This window comes from Flavobacterium sp. MFBS3-15 (genome assembly GCF_026107645.2).
In the GTDB taxonomy this organism is placed as follows: Bacteria; Bacteroidota; Bacteroidia; order Flavobacteriales; family Flavobacteriaceae; genus Flavobacterium.
The window spans coordinates 77,113-93,024 of sequence record NZ_JAPCHV010000013.1; the positions used below are offsets into that span (position 1 = coordinate 77,113).

The following is a 15,912-nucleotide window of genomic DNA, read 5'->3' on the forward strand; positions in this document are numbered from 1 at the left end:
CATTTAACAATACGACTAAATCCTCCCGATGGACGGGTAATGGCAGCTTCAGCAAGCCTGTTCGCCAGATATACATCCGTTTTTGTTTCCGGGGTAATTTTCCGTGAGGCAGCAAGGCATACATCTTCAAAAGATTTGGGCTTTTGGAGATGTAACTTTTTATGACAGCAAGCTTCTTTTTTCGGAAGAGCTTTTAAAGAAAAAGAGGGCCCGCAAAAACAATGTAATTTTCACGTAGAGATTTAAGGTCGGTTACAAAAACATGAAAAAACCGCGACATTTCTGCCGCGGTCCTGCTACATGCTAAAAAATAAAAAACTACTATCGTTCCCTTATACTGTATATCCAGCCTGTTTTGGTTTGCGCGTCGTCAAAATTGATAACATAGAAATACGTTCCGTCAGGCAGGTCGTCGCCTTTGTCACTCTGGCCGTACCATTCGTTTTGGTAATTGGCCTTTTTATAAACGCTCATACCGTAGCGGTTGAATATTTCAAGTTGGGCTACATTATAACCCTCAAGATCAAAAAAGTCATTTTTGCCGTCGTTGTTCGGCGAAATACCTCGTTGTATCAATCCCCCGCATGAGGCAGAAACCACCGTAATGGGTTCGGTATTGCTGCAGCCGCCCTGTGTAGTTACCAATTCATAGGTTCCCGGAGCCGTAATTACCACGCTATCCCCTGAGCCTATCTGTGTGCCTGCCGGGCTAAACCATGCATAGAGGGAATTGGAACCATCTGCCTGTACTGCTGTCAGTGTATAATCGCCCCCGACACACCCTTCCGAGATAGTAAAATCAGGAAGTTCATTTACCGTAATGGTCATAGTAGCTGTGGTTGCACACTGCCCTGCTGAAGGTGTAAAGGTATATGTAGTAGTGGCCGTATTGTCCAACGCCGGTGACCACGTACCTGAAATCCCCTCATTGGAGACTGACGGCAGGGCATTGATTGCCTCTCCAGAACATATAGGATCCACCTGTGCAAAAACCGGCGTTACAGGCTGGTTTACCGTTATGGTCATTGTAGCCTGCATTGCGCATTGCCCTGCGGCAGGCGTGAAGGTATATGTTTTAGTTTCCGTGTTATCGAGTGCGGGCGACCATGTGCCGGCAATTCCCTCATTTGAAGAAACAGGCAATGGGTCCAGCACATCACCGAAACATATGGGATCAACCGGTGCAAAGGTTGGCGTTACAGATGAATTTACAGTAATGGTGAGTGTTGCAGGTGAAGCACACTGTCCGCCCGATGGCGTAAATGTGTAGGTAGTCGTGGAGGTATTATTAAGTGCCGGCGACCATGAACCTACAATACCTTCTATCGATGTCGTTGGCAACGCCGCCAAAGCATCTCCTGAACATATAGGCGCAACCGCAGCAAATGTTGGTGTAGTAACTGCCTGGTTTACAATAATGGTAAGTGTGGTGTCCGAGGCGCACTGGCCTGCGTCAGGTGTAAAAGTATATACCGTAGTGGCAGTATTGTCCAATGCCGGCGACCATGTTCCGGTAATGCCATTGGTTGAAGTGGTTGGCAAAGCCGTAAGGGCGTCACCTGCGCATATTGACGCTACCGGATTAAATGCAGGCACCGTACCCGGTGTTACGGTCACTGTTACCGTCTCCTGGTAGAAGCACGTAATCATTTCCTTAAAGCTGATGTCGTCCAGGGCAAAGTCATTGCCCCCACTGTTTATATTCCTGTCATAAATAACAAAATTTGCCGTTGTATTGGCACCTGAATTCCAGTTATAGGAAACCTGCGTCCAAAGGCAGGTAGCGCCCGGAGCAGTAACCGGAAGCCCCTGGGAAACGCCGTTGATGGTTACCTCAAGCCTTGCCGGGCTATCCGGAGACACAGACGCTACATAATAGGAAAAAGTATAATCGGTATTCGGCAATACGGTTACAGGGTTTTGGTTGCTCCACACAATAACATTGCCCGATGGGTCGGTAGCCCCGTCAAAAACCATAAGATTGCCGCTTCCTGTCGTATTGTCGCCACAGGAAGAGAAAGCCGTAAACCATGCATTCGGGTTGGTAACTATGTCATACGATGACTGTACCCCAAACGGGTTTGGATTTGCAACCTGTGTATATCCTGTAGTAAATAAGGTATTTCCCTGTGAGAAATCGCCATTCTCAATAAGGTTTGCCGGGTTAGAAACGGACCCTGAAGTAACCGTATAGGTTGTAGTCACTGCCGGACTTACGGTTGGCGTAGCGCTGTCCGGATCGGTTAACGACGGGTCGGCGGGGCTTGCAGTCCAGTTATATGTACCAATGCCTCCTGTAGCCGAGAGCTGTGCAGGCTCTCCGGGGCATATAGACACCGGTGCACTCACCACAAGCTGGTTGGGTGCTTCCAGGACAATTCCGGTCTGGGTGAATGTCTCGCCATCAGAATCGGAAACGGTTACATTATATGTTCCCTCATCAAGCCCGGTAAATATCCCGGTGCTGTTGCTTTGGCTGGCACTTCCGGATAATACATAAGCCGTGTAAGGCAATGTCCCACCTGTGACACCAACGGTTATGGTGCCATCATTACTGTCGGGACAGGTCGGGTTAGTAAACGCATAATCGGCCACAAACGGAAGGCCGCCCTCCACAATCGAAAAATCGTCTACAGCAAAGTCATTCCCTATTGGCCCGGCATTATTGGTCTTGAGGCGCACCATGGCATTGTTGGCGGTAGCCACAAAGGAGTACTCCACTTTTACCCATCCTTCAGACGGAAGCGGGGCCAGGAAGTTGAGGTTAGCAGGGTTGACATTGCTGGCATTGACAAAGAAAACGCCAATGCTGGCCCTGGTGGATTCGTCGGCAGTGACTTCATTGGAAACCGACTTTATCCAAAAGCTGAATGTATATGTAGTCCCGGCAGTGAACCCGTTTATGGCTCCCCCGGTACTGCCCGTAGTCCAAAAAAAACGGTTGGCAAGCGTAGAGCCGTCAAAAACGAGCATATTGCCTGTACCCGTGGTATGGTCTCCTCCCGGAATATAATTGGAATTCATTAGTTGCGGATTGGTCGTCCTGGCATAAAAGCCGGGATTGCTCGTACCGTTTACCGGGTTTATGAGCGTATAATCGTGCACGAAAAAGCCGTTGCCACTCCCACCGCTTTCAAAGTCGCCATTGGTTAATATTTGGGCATTCAGTTCACTGCTGCCTAAAATCAAAGTGGCAAGCAGGCAGGCTTTAGTTAAAATAAGGTGTAATCTTCTTTTCATAATAATGCAATTAGCGGATTATAAAAATAACCCTCCTTTTTTACAAATATTTAACTTTTAAATTATAAAAACTATACATTTTTAATTTAAACCTGAATATCAGCCTATTGGTATTTGTTTGTCTATAGGCTCACTATAAGAAAAGCGGTTTTGATGTGGTAATGTTAAGTCGAAAGGAAACGTTTTCGTTAACAAATTTATAAAGCGAAATACGTATTATGCAGATGTTAATGCATCAGTTTAATTCGCAAGTGAATTTATTCAGGAGAAATTTATTCTGAAACTACACAAAGTTTATTGGCTCTGAAGAATTGATAGCCTATAATCCAAACATATTTTACTGTAAACATCTAACAATCCAAGATAAGGTAAATTTATCTTCGGAGTGCCTGTACTTTTATTGAACAGAACACCTGACAGTAGATTTACCTATTTAAATGATTTAATTAATTTTTTCAATTAAATCTAAGGCTATTTCTTTCCAGTAAGCCTCATTGCGCTTTAAAATTATATCGGGTTGTATTCCCTCCATTTCTAAATCAGTATACTTATGAAAGGTCATTTTCTTTTGAGTAATACTAATCCAGGCAGGAAAATCAGGCAGTTCAACTTTTCTCCAATCTCCATAAGAAATAACTCCTGCAGTATTTTTACCTACGACTTTAACCTTACTACTCTGTTTAGCAGTCAAAACAAATCCTTCGGCACTACTTGCAACCTGTTTATTCGTAATGATAAAGACGTTTTCAGGGTACTTATATGTAATTGGTAATTTTACAATATTAAAATTTGAGGTGCTGAATTCTCCCACATGTTTTGCAAGTATCCTTATTCGTTTTTCAGCATTAATACTATCTTTTTTGCTGACAACACCATATAAGTACTTTTTAGAATCAAAATTCCGTAAATTATCCTCACTAATCCATATGTCTGATTTAATAGGCATCGTATATTTTCTCTTTTTCATAATATACGGCAAAATTGGATGATAGCTTAAATCGCTGCCTCCGGAATTATTTCGTATATCAATTATTAAGTTTCTCTTGGAAATTATGATATTATGATTTGCCTCTAATATAGAATCGATATTATTAAGCTCATCATAACTGAACGAATATATTCTTAGATAAGCTGTCCTGTCATTTAATGCTTCAAAATAAGTGCTGTCTTTCAATTGAAAATCATTCGAAGCCACAATGTCTTTATGTCTTATGAAAACATAATCATGACCGATCATTAGTGTATTATCTTTTAAATATACCGGATATGTTTTTGGTCTTTGACCAAAATTCCAAAACACAGCATATAACTGATTTCCGTGCAAATAAAATTCGATTTTAAGGTCACCTTTTTTAGCATAATATTGGATAGGCTTTGTTACAAGCCCAACATATTTTCTGCCTTTATCATTATTCTTCTGAATGCGGATTTCAAGCATACCGCCTTTATAATACCACTGTCCTTCTATTTCATCTTGCGCAGGCATATCTCGGGTCGGAGAAATATTTTCTACATTTTCTAAAATGAATTTTTTAACAGCCGTCGAATCTGCAAAAGTGCTGAATGGATAATATTCATCTGTAACAGCGATCCATTGATGCGAATCTTTTATGAATGATAAATAATATGACACTAATCCTATACATTCTTTTTGTGTTTTTACTATTTCGGACAGACGATTTATTTCTTCTTTAAAGAGGTTATATTCGTTTGGTTTCTTTTTTTCAATTACCTGATGCTGATATGATGCCGAGTTTTTTTCGATGTTTTCCTGTACAGTTTTCATAATACGGGAACAATCACATTTAGCCTGAGCAATACATTGGGTACTCGCAAGTAATAAAATATAATATAAAATCCTATTCATTATCTGGAAACATAAAATTGCAAGATATAGATTAGCGATGACAATAAAAAGGTAAAATAACACTGATAATTATCGTACTGAAAATGCTGAAAAATAAATAAAGCCACCATTTTCTGGTAGCTTTATTTATTTTTTATGTGGAGAAGATGGGAGTCGAACCCCATCCGTAAAACCCGCATAAAAGCTAGGTTTCAAATATTGTGGGACTGATTTGCCACGAATTTGCCACAAATCTTTTTTTATTATTATCTTGATTTAAAGAGCGTTATAATTTCCCCACAAAGATACAAAAAAGTTTAGTTGGTGGTGGTGGAGACTCACAATTTCTATGTAGAAGCTATGCTTTTTTACAACACCCGTCAAGGCCCTCGTATGCGACAAGATCTGCCTTTATTTCGTCGGCATCATAGCCCAGTTTGCTTATAGCCGTCTTAATTTTCTCAAGATTGGTTTTTTTTGAGTTGTATGTAACCTTAATAGTCATCGCTTTATCATCAAGCACAACCATCTGCACTCCTTTTTCCTTTAGCAGTGCCTGATTAAATTTAGGCCCACAGGTTTCACATACTTTGCAATGGTCACAATATATTGCAGTCTTAATTGTAGCAGTCTGTATCGTTTTCTTTTCCTGTCCGAAAGTAGAGTTAGCAGTCAGTAAAAAAAACGCAGATATCAAAAAAGTTTTAAATAATGTCTTCACAATTATATCTATTAGATGTAACGCAAACATACAGAATTAAATTGTAAATCCTTTTGCTGCTCGGCTCTTTAATATCTCGCATTTTTAATCTGGATTTTAGATCGGACGTTTAGGAAGTATAAACACCAATAGTTTTGATCCTTCGTTGATCCAGAGGTTTTAATTGACAATAGCACGGGTTTTGCGGCCTATGCCAAAGTAAATAGAACCAATTCAAGCATATCACGCAGCAGGATGATACCGCTTTTTCCAAAACCCGTCCATAATTCTGCCAAAAGCACGACATCAAATTAAGGATACAAGAGCGTTTAAAAAGGAAGAGGTGCCTAGAAAATTCACCGTTCCTTTACAAGTGAGGTATATATTCCTCTATCCGGAGCTGAGCTGGCGGTGTCACTTTTGGGGGATACGGCAGAGCTAAATAATTATATGTAACTCCATGGCAAACCAGCTCATTGCCCCGGTATTTAAGAGCAGGCAATCTCATATTCTAAGTAATTCAACATCAAGAACAATGCTGATTAAGCGACCTATATACTACTATTCTCCATAAATTCATTTACCAATTGAACTTGCTCAACCTTAATAATTTTAATAGTATTTATACCTGAGGGAAATTCCCATATAACCTGATCCCCTTCTGCATAGCCATACAATGCCAGTCCCATAGGGGTTAATATAGAAAGCATATTTTGTCCAATATCACTTTTACCCGGCATGACAAGCTGAAATGTTTTGTTTGCGCTCTGTGACGTTGAGATGGTAACGATTGAGTTTAGGCGTATAATATTCAGTGGCATCATTTCCTCCTCCAATGCATCGGCCTGTTCCAGTTCGTGCGAAAGCTTCGTCAGGGATTTGGCATAATGAACGTCTCGCATTGCGATAGGCTTTGCCAGCAGTTCGCGTATTATTGGTAATTCTTTTTTTGATATTAGTAATTTTCCGTATTTCATATAAAATAAATTATGGGAATATACCGCGATGTTTATATGCAGTTTCTATTCGAGTTAAAGCCAAAAAGTATGCTGCTGTTCTGTAATCTATGTTTTTTTCCTTCGCAACCCCTTGCACATCAGTAAACGCCGTGCTTATTTTCTTTTCTATTTTTTGCATTACTTCATCTATTGACCATATTTCCCCATTCCGGTTTTGCAACCATTCAAAATAGCTGCCGATCACACCGCCGGAATTGCATAATATATCTGGTATAATGACTGCATTGCGCGCCAATAACAGCTTTTCACCCTCCTTGTCAGTCGGCCCGTTTGCTCCTTCGGCAATAATATTTGCCTTAATTGAAGAAGCATTTGCTGCCGTTATTTGATTACCAAGCGCTGCAGGAATCAATATGTCACAGTCCAGGGAAAAGAAATTTTCAGAATCTATTTCCTGAGCGCCTTCAAATCCCTTAATTGAATTTAACCTGGGCTTTGAATGTTCAAGTAAATCTTCAACTTCGATTCCCTGCTCATTTACTAAGGTTGCGTGCGCATCCTGCACACCTACAAGCCGCGCTCCGTCGCGTATCAGAAAATGCGACGCCCAATAACCTACATTACCAAATCCCTGTACGATAAATCGCTTCCCTGCCAGTTCTTCGCCCCAACTTTTAAACAGCAATTTAAGACATAGGTATACACCAAATCCAGTCGCCCTGTCCCTCCCTGCAAGGCCTCCGCAACCCACTGGCTTTCCTGTTACAACATGCTTAAAATTAGAACGCTCTAACGGAGATTTAGTTGACATGTACGTGTCTGCTATCCATGCCATCGTCTGTTCATTGGTATTAACATCAGGCGCAGGAATGTCGAGATCCGGCCCAATGTTATCTCCTAAAGCAAATGTGTACCGCCTTGTTATCCGCTCAAGTTCACCGATTGAATATTTTCTAGGATCAATCTGTATGCCACCCTTTGCGCCACCGTAGGGCAAGCCGGCAAGAGAAGTTTTCCAGGTCATCCACATTGCAAGGGCTTTCGCATCATTAATCTCCAGTGTAGGATGATACCTTAAGCCACCCTTATATGGGCCTAAAATATTATTGTGTTGCACACGATATCCTTTGAAAATCTCGATTCTTCCGTCATCCATTTTGACAGGGAAATGTACAATTATCTCATTATTTGTCACAGCAAGGATGCGACGCATATCGGGAGCCATACCGAGAGATTCCATCGTCTGGCTTAACTGATTAACAACCGTATCATACATACTTGTTGCAGGGGGTGATGAAGTAATGAGCTTATTCATAATGTTCGCAAAATTGTTTGTGAGTAGATGCCCAGGTGCATTGCAGCAAATTGTTGCAATATCCGCAAAGCGTATTCTCCGACAAGGGACTGTCCCTATGCATAACTGGTATCTGATCTAGCTTGCGTTTGTTAAGGGTGTCCGAATATAACATTTCTAAACTCATAGTATAATTTGTTTTGAATTACACTATTAACCAAAGTGTGTGCCAAGTATAGTTACTAACAAATATGCAGCTTAAAATCAACACATTACAAAGGCAACATTACTAATTAAGAAGTGAGACTGGGTAAAAATTACCCAATATAATAGTAGTTTTTGCCGCACCGCGTCATGATTATTAAAGTTGTAGCGTGAAGTGGAAAAGACCCCCTTACAGCTTTTGCCCCAACTTTGCTGCAAGAGTCTTCCTGTTGATCTGGAGGATTTCTGCAGCCTTTGTTTTATTATTACCCACAGCAGCCAGGACCTTCAAAATATATTCCCTTTCGACATCCTGCAAGGGCAAAAGGTCATTTTCAATACTATCGTGTCTAATATTATCCTGTAAGAAATTTACTTCATTGACTCCAATAGCATCGTTGCCCATTATTATCATACGCTGCACGGCATTTTCAAGTTCGCGAACGTTGCCCGGCCACGAGTAGCTTACCAGCAAATCTAGAGCTTCCTCGCCAATGGCTATGTGTGGCTTGCCATATTCTTTTCCATACTTCTTAAGAAAAGCATTTACCAATAAGGGAATGTCAACTTTTCGATGCCTGAGCGGAACTGTTTGCAATGCAACCACATTAAGCCTGTAGTAAAGATCTTCCCTGAATTTTTGTTGCGTTATCAACATCGGCAAATTTTCATTTGTTGCGGCTATGATTCGTAAGTTAATTTTGTCAGAGTTTTGCGCTCCTATTTTTCTGATCTCTTTTTCCTGAAGGACACGCAATAGCCTGCTTTGCACATTATGGGGCATCGTACCGATTTCATCAAGGAAGATTGTGCCGCCATTGGCAGATTCAAATAAGCCTTTGCGTGTTTGGTCAGCTCCTGAGAAAGCGCCCTTTACATACCCAAAGAGCTCAGATTCTATTAAGCTTTCGGGTATTGCTGCACAATTGACAGCGACGAAGGGATCGGCCGCAAAAGCACCCGAATAATGAATAGCCCTGGCAACAAGTTCCTTGCCTGTACCGCTTTCACCTGTAATAAGAACAGTGGCCCGGTTATTTTTAACACGCTCAATCATATCGATGAGATTTTCAAAAGCTTTAGAATTTCCCACCATGCCCGCATAAGAATTAACTTTTGAGACCTTGGACACCTTTTCTTTAGGACTTTTATGTTGTCTGGCTAATATATTGGAAACCGCTTTTTTTAATTCTTGATTTGTAAATGGCTTTGTAAGATAATCCTGCGCTCCAAGCCTTGACGCCTGCATCGCGCTCTCTATTGAAGGAAAGCCGGTAATGATAAGGCTTGGCAGGCCAGGATTATTTTTATTGACATAATCCAACAGCTCTAAGCCGCTTCCACCAGGCATCTGCAAATCGGTGATGATAAGATCAATCGGAGTATAAAGTAAAATATTTAAGGCTTCAGTAACAGTGGAAGCTTTAAATGCGTGAAAATTCATTGCTTTCAAGTTGCGATGCAACACTTCCAGCATATCAAAATTATCATCAACTATCAAAAGATTTTCTTTCTTCAATTCCATATTTTTTTATTATTGGTAATCGTATTTTGAATACTGCACCCAATGGCTTGTTGGCAAGTATTTGTATAGTGCCCCCATTGGTTTTAACTATTCCCTGAACCACACTCAGGCCTAAACCTGTACCTACGCCAACTGGCTTGGTAGTAAAGAAAGGCTCAAATACCTTACTCATCAGTTTTTCCGGGACGCCTTCTCCTTCATCTTCCATTTCAATCACCATCACTCGCTTTTCCTTATATAATCTAACTTTAATGATACCCCCATCAGGAGAGGCATAAATTGCATTGAGTGCGAGATTAAAAATTATCTGCGTTAGCTGAATATTGTCAAAAAACATTATATAAGATTGATCATCGCATATGAATATAAAATCCAGGTTTTTTTTTCGAAAATTAGGCGATAGTATCGATAAGCACTGCAAAATTGATTCCTTTACATCAATAACCTCCGGATTAGACGGCATTTCACCTGAAAACAACAGTAACTTCTTCACTATCTCACGTGAATATATGGCGGACTTTATGATTTTGGAAACATCTTCATTGATTTGGACGCTGAGATCATTCTCTTTAATTAATTCTGCAAACCCTAATATATTTGCTAAAGGAGTGTTAAGCTCATGTGCAATGCCGGCAGTAATCTCATGCAATACTGCCCGGCGATCCGCTTGTGCAATATTACTCTGGAAAAGCTTTTCCCTTTCCATGATAATCAACTTCTCAAAAAAATTGCCAATTTCATGGGCTACTTTGTCAAGGAGTAACTGTTCTTCATCAAGAAAGTGGGCGGAACTGTAAAGTTCCATATTGTAATGCACCTTTATAAACCCAAGATCTTCATCAAATACATTGATGGCACTAACCTGAGTAACCGAACTAAGGGGAATCGCGGCTGTCAAGATGTAGTGTGATTCAAGCCAAAGTTCTATTACAGCATCATTAGGGTATTGATAGGCAGCTTTTACAATATTGCAAATACGATCAAGCGTTACATCAATTGTTCCGTCGTGTTGGAGGACGGCGCTTGTTACATCATAGAGGCAGGTCAGCTCTTTCACCCTTTCCCTTAGCTTATGCTCCACTGAAGATTTCTGCATTTTATCCATATATTACAAAGTTACTATTAAATATGAACAACGATTAATAAGATGCGACCATGGATTACTCAAGCAGTCTGCACAACTCAATATACGTTGTCATTTTGAACATAACGCGGGTAAATATTACCCGGCGTGGTTATTATTTACGCTCCAACTCGATTTTTAATTAATATTAAAGACAATAATTGCCTGACTGTTAATACCTTAAAAAAAATCCAATTTGATGGCATGTTGTTTGCCTTCTGGCGCTTATAAATTATTTAGGATGTATAAAATATATGACGACCCCCAAAGAATGTTTACAGAGGTATTATATTGGAAAGAGGAATTTAAGATTTTAAGCTACGAATTTAAGATTTACACCGCGCTGCTTGCGAATCAAATGGCTGAGAGATCGAAGAGTCAATACGTGAATTTCGATCAGCTATTCGAGAGATTAGAGGATCTCATGAAGACTAATGAAAACCTAAGCAGTTTGGTAACAATATCAGATAATAAATGGGAAGGAATCAGGGAATGTGACGATCTTCAATGCGAAGCACATTTTCTTGAAGAATACATTGAGCTTAAACAGAAGGTGGAAAGCTATTTGGCAGACGTTCAGTCGTTGAAGAAAATAATGATAGGCGAACTATGCCCTAAAGGTTAATATCTGTTCCCGGCTTATTACTATCTACCCTTCACAATTAATAATATTTCAATTATTTATCGATTAAAGTTTTGCGCTGTTTCTTTTTTCAAAATGATGAACTACCCTGACCGACATATCATGTTTATTAGCGTGCATTCAGGGCCGCCTGAAATGCTTCGCCATGTTCAGAACAGGGCCTTTATTACTTAAGCTCTCCTGGCAATAATAACTTGGAGAGCCTTAACCCTTGCAATAATTTTTAGATATTCACAGCAATCCAAATCATAAAGTCTTACGATCTGGATTGAATCTCTATGAGGTAAAATGTGATAAATCAATGTTGTTAATGTAAAGTAATAATAATGAATATTAATAGAAAGGCTAAAGCAATCGCAACCTTACTGCATGGCGCTGTTGTTGCTTTAGTGATAGGGTATAATTTGAGACAAACAGAAACCGCGAGCTCCACAAAACAATATGTAACTGAAGCCTTTCATTATAGTTACACTCAGCAGTCCAATTTATTCAGGTATAGCCAGATCTTAAACGATATTAGTATAAATACTAACGATGTTTTAACCGAGCATCGGCAGAACATATATCATCTGAATAAATTGGCGGGACAGCTAATTGCAACGACCGAAAGAATGTCAACAGTAACAAAGTCAGAAAAGAAAAGTGATAATCTGCAGATGCTTCGCAATTTTAATACAATGATTAAGGAGCGTATAAGCAAGAAGGATATGCAGGGCCTGCAAGCTGTCGCTTCGCAAGCCAACGCTTATCTTCTTTCGTTTTTCGAAAAGGAAAATTTTAAGGCTCGTGAGAAATCTGAACAGGCAATAGGCCAATTGGATGCTTTCATTAAAAAGAAGAAAATGGAATTAGTGTTAGTGACTATAGTTGCAACACTGGTACAGTCAATAATTTTAGCTATGGGGCGCAATACAATCGCGCACTAAACTAACGAAAAGGTAGACAAATCGTAATGAATAAAATAAAATGACATGACAGAGCATTTGACTATAGTAACACTTATTCTTTACTTCTTGAGCGGAAATTTTGTGGCGCGGCGTATATACGCAAATGCTATACACGAGAGGAACAGGAGAAAGTTCAAAAATTTTATAAAACTTGTAGAAGAATCAATGCCTCCTGAAAAATTACTTCAGCAGCAGAAACAATATTCTAAACCCAATGCATTAAAAGACGCTATAAATATCTCAATATTCCAACATAAGCTGAGTATTATAGCTGTATTTTCAAAAAAGATTGAAGACGACATATTTACCTATGGAGATAGTGAACTAATTATAAAATTTAACACCATTATGCTTTTAATTTATGATATGTCATCCGATGTAAAGCAGCTAAATTACCTGGCTTCCTCTCACGAATCACATTATAAAAGCCTTGAGCCGGCTATTATTCACTGCTTCCGAAACCTCTTAAGGAAATATAACAGGCTACTAGTTACATGCAAGCGAATCGATAATAAGATCAACTACCTAAGTACATAATCAACTATAACTTAAAATATTTATGGTGACCAATAGTCTGAAAGCTTTTAATTTTCTACCCGGCGTAACCCTACTGCCGATAAAATTGTTATTTACTTATCCCGGCAAAGCCTTTTCTGCCTAAACCTCCATTTCCGCTTCGGAAAATGGAGGTGGCTCTTTTCGTTTGATTCATAAGAAACAATAATCACTATTTAATATTGAGATGAAGAACGTATTTAATCTTCCGTCCACACCATTTTTGCTCGTGTGGCTTTTTAGTATCGGACTTTTGTCCGTAGCAAGCCTTCTCGTTATTTCACACTTATTGGCGCGCGCATGGTTATTTTTACCTATAGCTGTCCTGGCAGTTGTAACTTACGACACTTTTCAGAACAAGCATGCGATTAGGCGAAACTATCCACTTATAGGCCGACTGCGCTATTTCTTTGAGTCGCTTAGGCCGGAATTCAGGCAGTACTTTTTTGAAGGTGAACTTGATGGCAAGCCTTTCAGCAGAAGGCAGCGTTCAATAGTGTATCAACGGGCGAAAAACCAAAAGCAGACTATTTCATTCGGGATGCAGGATGACCCGAACAGAATTGGATATGAATGGGCGGCTCATAGTATTTACCCTAAGGCTGCCGATCCTGACAATTTCCGTATAGCGATAGGCAATGAGGCCTGCCTTCAGCCGTATAGTGCCAGCGTCCTTAATATAGGGGCAATGAGCTATGGGGCATTGAGCAAAACTGCCATTACTGCATTAAACAAGGGCGCTCATTTGGGAAAATTTGCCCACAACACCGGCGAGGGCGGGATTAGCGACTACCACCTGCAAGGTGGTGACCTAATTTGGCAAATAGGTACCGGCTACTTTGGCTGCAGGGATAATAATGGTTACTTTTCTGCTAAGTTGTTTAGCGAAAAAGCTAATATTGCGCAGGTGAAGATGATAGAGGTTAAGCTATCCCAAGGGGCTAAGCCAGGACATGGCGGTTTATTACCCTCTCATAAAAACACTCCTGAAATTGCACGCATCAGGAACATAGAGCCTTACACTACTGTTCACTCTCCATCTGCACATACAGCATTTACAAATGAGTATGAGCTGCTGTTGTTTCTGCAGCGTTTGCGTGAATTATCTAATGGAAAACCTGTAGGGTTTAAATTGTGCATTGGGCAGAAAGAAGAGTTCAGGGAAATTGTCAGGCAAATGGCTTTTACGGAGATATACCCTGATTTTATAACCATTGACGGTGCCGAAGGGGGTACCGGCGCCGCCCCGCTGGAATTTATAGATTATATGGGTATGGCTCTGGCCGACGCGCTTGCATTTGCAAATATAACTTTGCGAGAGTTTGGTATCCGCAGGCATATTAGGATTATCGCTTCGGGTAAAGCCATCACAGCATTTGATATGGCGAAAAACATAGCGCTGGGCGCCGACCTTATATACAGTGCTAGAGGGATGATGTTCTCCCTGGGGTGCATACAGGCATTGCAATGCGACAGCGGAAAATGCCCTGTAGGAATTGCGACGCAGGAAAAATCACTATATAGGGGAATTGATGTTCAGGATAAGAGCCATAGGGTCGCAAGCTTCCATAGAAATACAATCAAGGCACTTGCAGAGTTTATAGGAGCGTGTGGCGTTGAGAATCTGGCGCAGATAGCTCCGGAATCATTTTACAGGCGTACCTCGCATAATAAAAATGAAAGTTTCCGTGATATCTATTTTAAGCAGAAATCACAAAATGATATTCTGTATACTACTAATAATTTAAACTAAATTACTATGACACCTATTCTAAAACAAACTGATTATACAATTATAACTAATTTAATAAATAACCTGTCGTATTATCAGAAAACCAGAGAAGTTGATCTTATATTAGAAGAACTTAAAAAAGCTGATATTGTGGCCGATGAGGATATTAAAGCAGATATTATACAATTATTCTCCAAATTTGACGTGGAAGACGTGGAATCGAAGAAGATATTTAGCCTTTCTATTACACCGCCACATCTTGCTAACTTTAAGGAAAAAAAAATATCGGTTTTTTCTCCTCTAGCCGTCGCATTAATTGGGCATCGTAAAGGGATGACTGTTGAATGGCTGTTGCCCGGAGGGCTTAAAAAGTTATATATAAAATCAGTCATGCTGCAGCAACCTGTTAAGTAACTGATAACTTTAATACGTCTCTAACTGCTTATAAAAAAACATCCCTGGAATAATATCAGGGATGTTTTGTTTAAAATAAGCTACATTACATCTTCCACTTCTTCAACCTTAAGTATTTCGAGTTTTAAATTGCCTTTTTTCGATGGCCATTGAATAATATCGCCTACTTTGTATCCTACCATCGCAATGCCTTCGTCAGAAAGAATGTGTTTATCCGTGGTTTCTTTTACATTTTGCATCTCATTAAAATTTGATAATGCAAAGGACGTAAGCTTTTTTAGGTTGATTTTTTAGATATCTAAAAAAATGAGGAAGAGAAGATATTTTTTTGAACAATTAAGGGAGGATTTTGCTGAGTTTTTGCAAATCCTCCCTTAAATATAATGGTATTATCTTAGGCTATTTGGCAGCTAAAATATCCAATTTTTCAATAGAAGGAGGTGTTGCCAATAGGTCTGGTGCATTTTCCATTAATGCTTTTGCGATCTTACCGCCAAGGTGTGCCTCTCTACCTTCTTCGTTTGAAAAAGTATCGTAAATACCGAAGGTAGAAGCATCAATACGGAATGCATACCACGTAACGGTACCGGCTTCTTCAAGAGCAAGCGGTAATGCTCCTGTAATAAAATCTTCAACGTTTTTTTCTTGGCCGGCCTTTGCTTCCAACCGAACTAACAATCCTAATTTTTTCATTGTTTTTATTTTTTAGTTAAACTATTCTTCAATCAGA

14 protein-coding genes are annotated in these 15,912 nt (G+C 40.0%); 5 read left to right on the top strand and 9 right to left on the bottom strand.

Features of this window, described 5'->3' with window-relative positions:
- Positions 1–321 precede the first annotated feature (321 nt).
- From OGH69_RS12425 to OGH69_RS12455, 7 genes are all read right to left on the bottom strand, one after another.
- Positions 322–3,240, bottom strand: coding sequence for a T9SS type B sorting domain-containing protein (locus OGH69_RS12425; protein ID WP_265174804.1), 2,919 nt, complete (start codon positions 3,238–3,240; stop codon positions 322–324).
- Between the two features lie 442 nt (positions 3,241–3,682).
- Positions 3,683–5,026, bottom strand: a complete 1,344-nt coding sequence (locus OGH69_RS12430; protein ID WP_265174805.1) for a S41 family peptidase — start codon at positions 5,024–5,026, stop codon at positions 3,683–3,685.
- A gap of 418 nt (positions 5,027–5,444) precedes the next feature.
- Positions 5,445–5,783: a heavy-metal-associated domain-containing protein gene (locus OGH69_RS12435; protein WP_265174806.1), complete on the bottom strand. Its 339-nt coding sequence runs from the start codon at positions 5,781–5,783 to the stop codon at positions 5,445–5,447.
- Positions 5,784–6,337: 554 nt separating this feature from the next.
- On the bottom strand, positions 6,338–6,763 hold the full coding sequence (locus tag OGH69_RS12440) for a GreA/GreB family elongation factor (RefSeq protein WP_265174807.1): 426 nt from the start codon (positions 6,761–6,763) through the stop codon (positions 6,338–6,340).
- A gap of 10 nt (positions 6,764–6,773) precedes the next feature.
- Positions 6,774–8,060 carry a Glu/Leu/Phe/Val family dehydrogenase gene (locus OGH69_RS12445; protein ID WP_265174808.1) on the bottom strand — a complete coding sequence of 429 codons (1,287 nt, stop codon included), beginning with the start codon at positions 8,058–8,060 and terminating at the stop codon, positions 6,774–6,776.
- 373 nt (positions 8,061–8,433) lie between these two features.
- Positions 8,434–9,768 carry a sigma-54-dependent transcriptional regulator gene (locus OGH69_RS12450; protein WP_265174809.1) on the bottom strand — a complete coding sequence of 445 codons (1,335 nt, stop codon included), beginning with the start codon at positions 9,766–9,768 and terminating at the stop codon, positions 8,434–8,436.
- The gene (locus OGH69_RS12455) at positions 9,734–10,873 is read right to left on the bottom strand and encodes a sensor histidine kinase (protein WP_265174810.1); all 1,140 of its coding nucleotides are present in this window, start codon (positions 10,871–10,873) and stop codon (positions 9,734–9,736) included. Before OGH69_RS12455 ends, OGH69_RS12450 begins: the two co-directional genes overlap by 35 nt.
- Before the next feature lie 259 nt (positions 10,874–11,132).
- Here OGH69_RS12455 and OGH69_RS12460 point away from each other — a divergent pair, with 259 nt between their 5' ends.
- From OGH69_RS12460 to OGH69_RS12480, 5 genes are all read left to right on the top strand, one after another.
- Complete coding sequence (locus OGH69_RS12460) at positions 11,133–11,516, top strand: hypothetical protein (RefSeq protein WP_265174811.1); 384 nt, start codon at positions 11,133–11,135, stop codon at positions 11,514–11,516.
- 344 nt (positions 11,517–11,860) lie between these two features.
- The gene (locus tag OGH69_RS12465; RefSeq protein WP_265174812.1) at positions 11,861–12,460 is read left to right on the top strand and encodes a hypothetical protein; all 600 of its coding nucleotides are present in this window, start codon (positions 11,861–11,863) and stop codon (positions 12,458–12,460) included.
- Between the two features lie 45 nt (positions 12,461–12,505).
- Entirely contained in the window at positions 12,506–13,018 is a 513-nt protein-coding gene (locus OGH69_RS12470) for a hypothetical protein (protein ID WP_265174813.1), read from the top strand.
- A 205-nt stretch (positions 13,019–13,223) separates the two neighbouring features.
- On the top strand, positions 13,224–14,789 hold the full coding sequence (locus tag OGH69_RS12475; RefSeq protein WP_265174814.1) for an FMN-binding glutamate synthase family protein: 1,566 nt from the start codon (positions 13,224–13,226) through the stop codon (positions 14,787–14,789).
- 6 nt (positions 14,790–14,795) lie between these two features.
- Positions 14,796–15,182, top strand: a complete 387-nt coding sequence (locus tag OGH69_RS12480; RefSeq protein ID WP_265174815.1) for a GreA/GreB family elongation factor — start codon at positions 14,796–14,798, stop codon at positions 15,180–15,182.
- Between the two features lie 80 nt (positions 15,183–15,262).
- On the opposite strand, the gene OGH69_RS12485 is transcribed toward OGH69_RS12480, so the two are convergent.
- Both OGH69_RS12485 and OGH69_RS12490 read right to left on the bottom strand, forming a co-directional pair.
- Positions 15,263–15,421 carry a hypothetical protein gene (locus OGH69_RS12485; protein ID WP_265174816.1) on the bottom strand — a complete coding sequence of 53 codons (159 nt, stop codon included), beginning with the start codon at positions 15,419–15,421 and terminating at the stop codon, positions 15,263–15,265.
- A gap of 160 nt (positions 15,422–15,581) precedes the next feature.
- Positions 15,582–15,875 carry a putative quinol monooxygenase gene (locus OGH69_RS12490; protein WP_047096321.1) on the bottom strand — a complete coding sequence of 98 codons (294 nt, stop codon included), beginning with the start codon at positions 15,873–15,875 and terminating at the stop codon, positions 15,582–15,584.
- Positions 15,876–15,912: the final 37 nt, after the last annotated feature.

Coding starts and splice junctions, on each gene's coding strand:
- OGH69_RS12465 (WP_265174812.1), top strand. CDS start 11,861: ATGAATATTAATAGAAAGGCTAAAGCAATCGCAACCTTACTGCATGGC.
- OGH69_RS12480 (WP_265174815.1), top strand. CDS start 14,796: ATGACACCTATTCTAAAACAAACTGATTATACAATTATAACTAATTTA.
- OGH69_RS12430 (WP_265174805.1), bottom strand. CDS start 5,026: ATGAAAACTGTACAGGAAAACATCGAAAAAAACTCGGCATCATATCAG.
- OGH69_RS12445 (WP_265174808.1), bottom strand. CDS start 8,060: ATGAATAAGCTCATTACTTCATCACCCCCTGCAACAAGTATGTATGAT.
- OGH69_RS12475 (WP_265174814.1), top strand. CDS start 13,224: ATGAAGAACGTATTTAATCTTCCGTCCACACCATTTTTGCTCGTGTGG.
- OGH69_RS12440 (WP_265174807.1), bottom strand. CDS start 6,763: ATGAAATACGGAAAATTACTAATATCAAAAAAAGAATTACCAATAATA.
- OGH69_RS12470 (WP_265174813.1), top strand. CDS start 12,506: ATGACAGAGCATTTGACTATAGTAACACTTATTCTTTACTTCTTGAGC.
- OGH69_RS12485 (WP_265174816.1), bottom strand. CDS start 15,421: ATGCAAAATGTAAAAGAAACCACGGATAAACACATTCTTTCTGACGAA.
- OGH69_RS12455 (WP_265174810.1), bottom strand. CDS start 10,873: ATGGATAAAATGCAGAAATCTTCAGTGGAGCATAAGCTAAGGGAAAGG.
- OGH69_RS12425 (WP_265174804.1), bottom strand. CDS start 3,240: ATGAAAAGAAGATTACACCTTATTTTAACTAAAGCCTGCCTGCTTGCC.
- OGH69_RS12490 (WP_047096321.1), bottom strand. CDS start 15,875: ATGAAAAAATTAGGATTGTTAGTTCGGTTGGAAGCAAAGGCCGGCCAA.
- OGH69_RS12460 (WP_265174811.1), top strand. CDS start 11,133: ATGTATAAAATATATGACGACCCCCAAAGAATGTTTACAGAGGTATTA.
- OGH69_RS12450 (WP_265174809.1), bottom strand. CDS start 9,768: ATGGAATTGAAGAAAGAAAATCTTTTGATAGTTGATGATAATTTTGAT.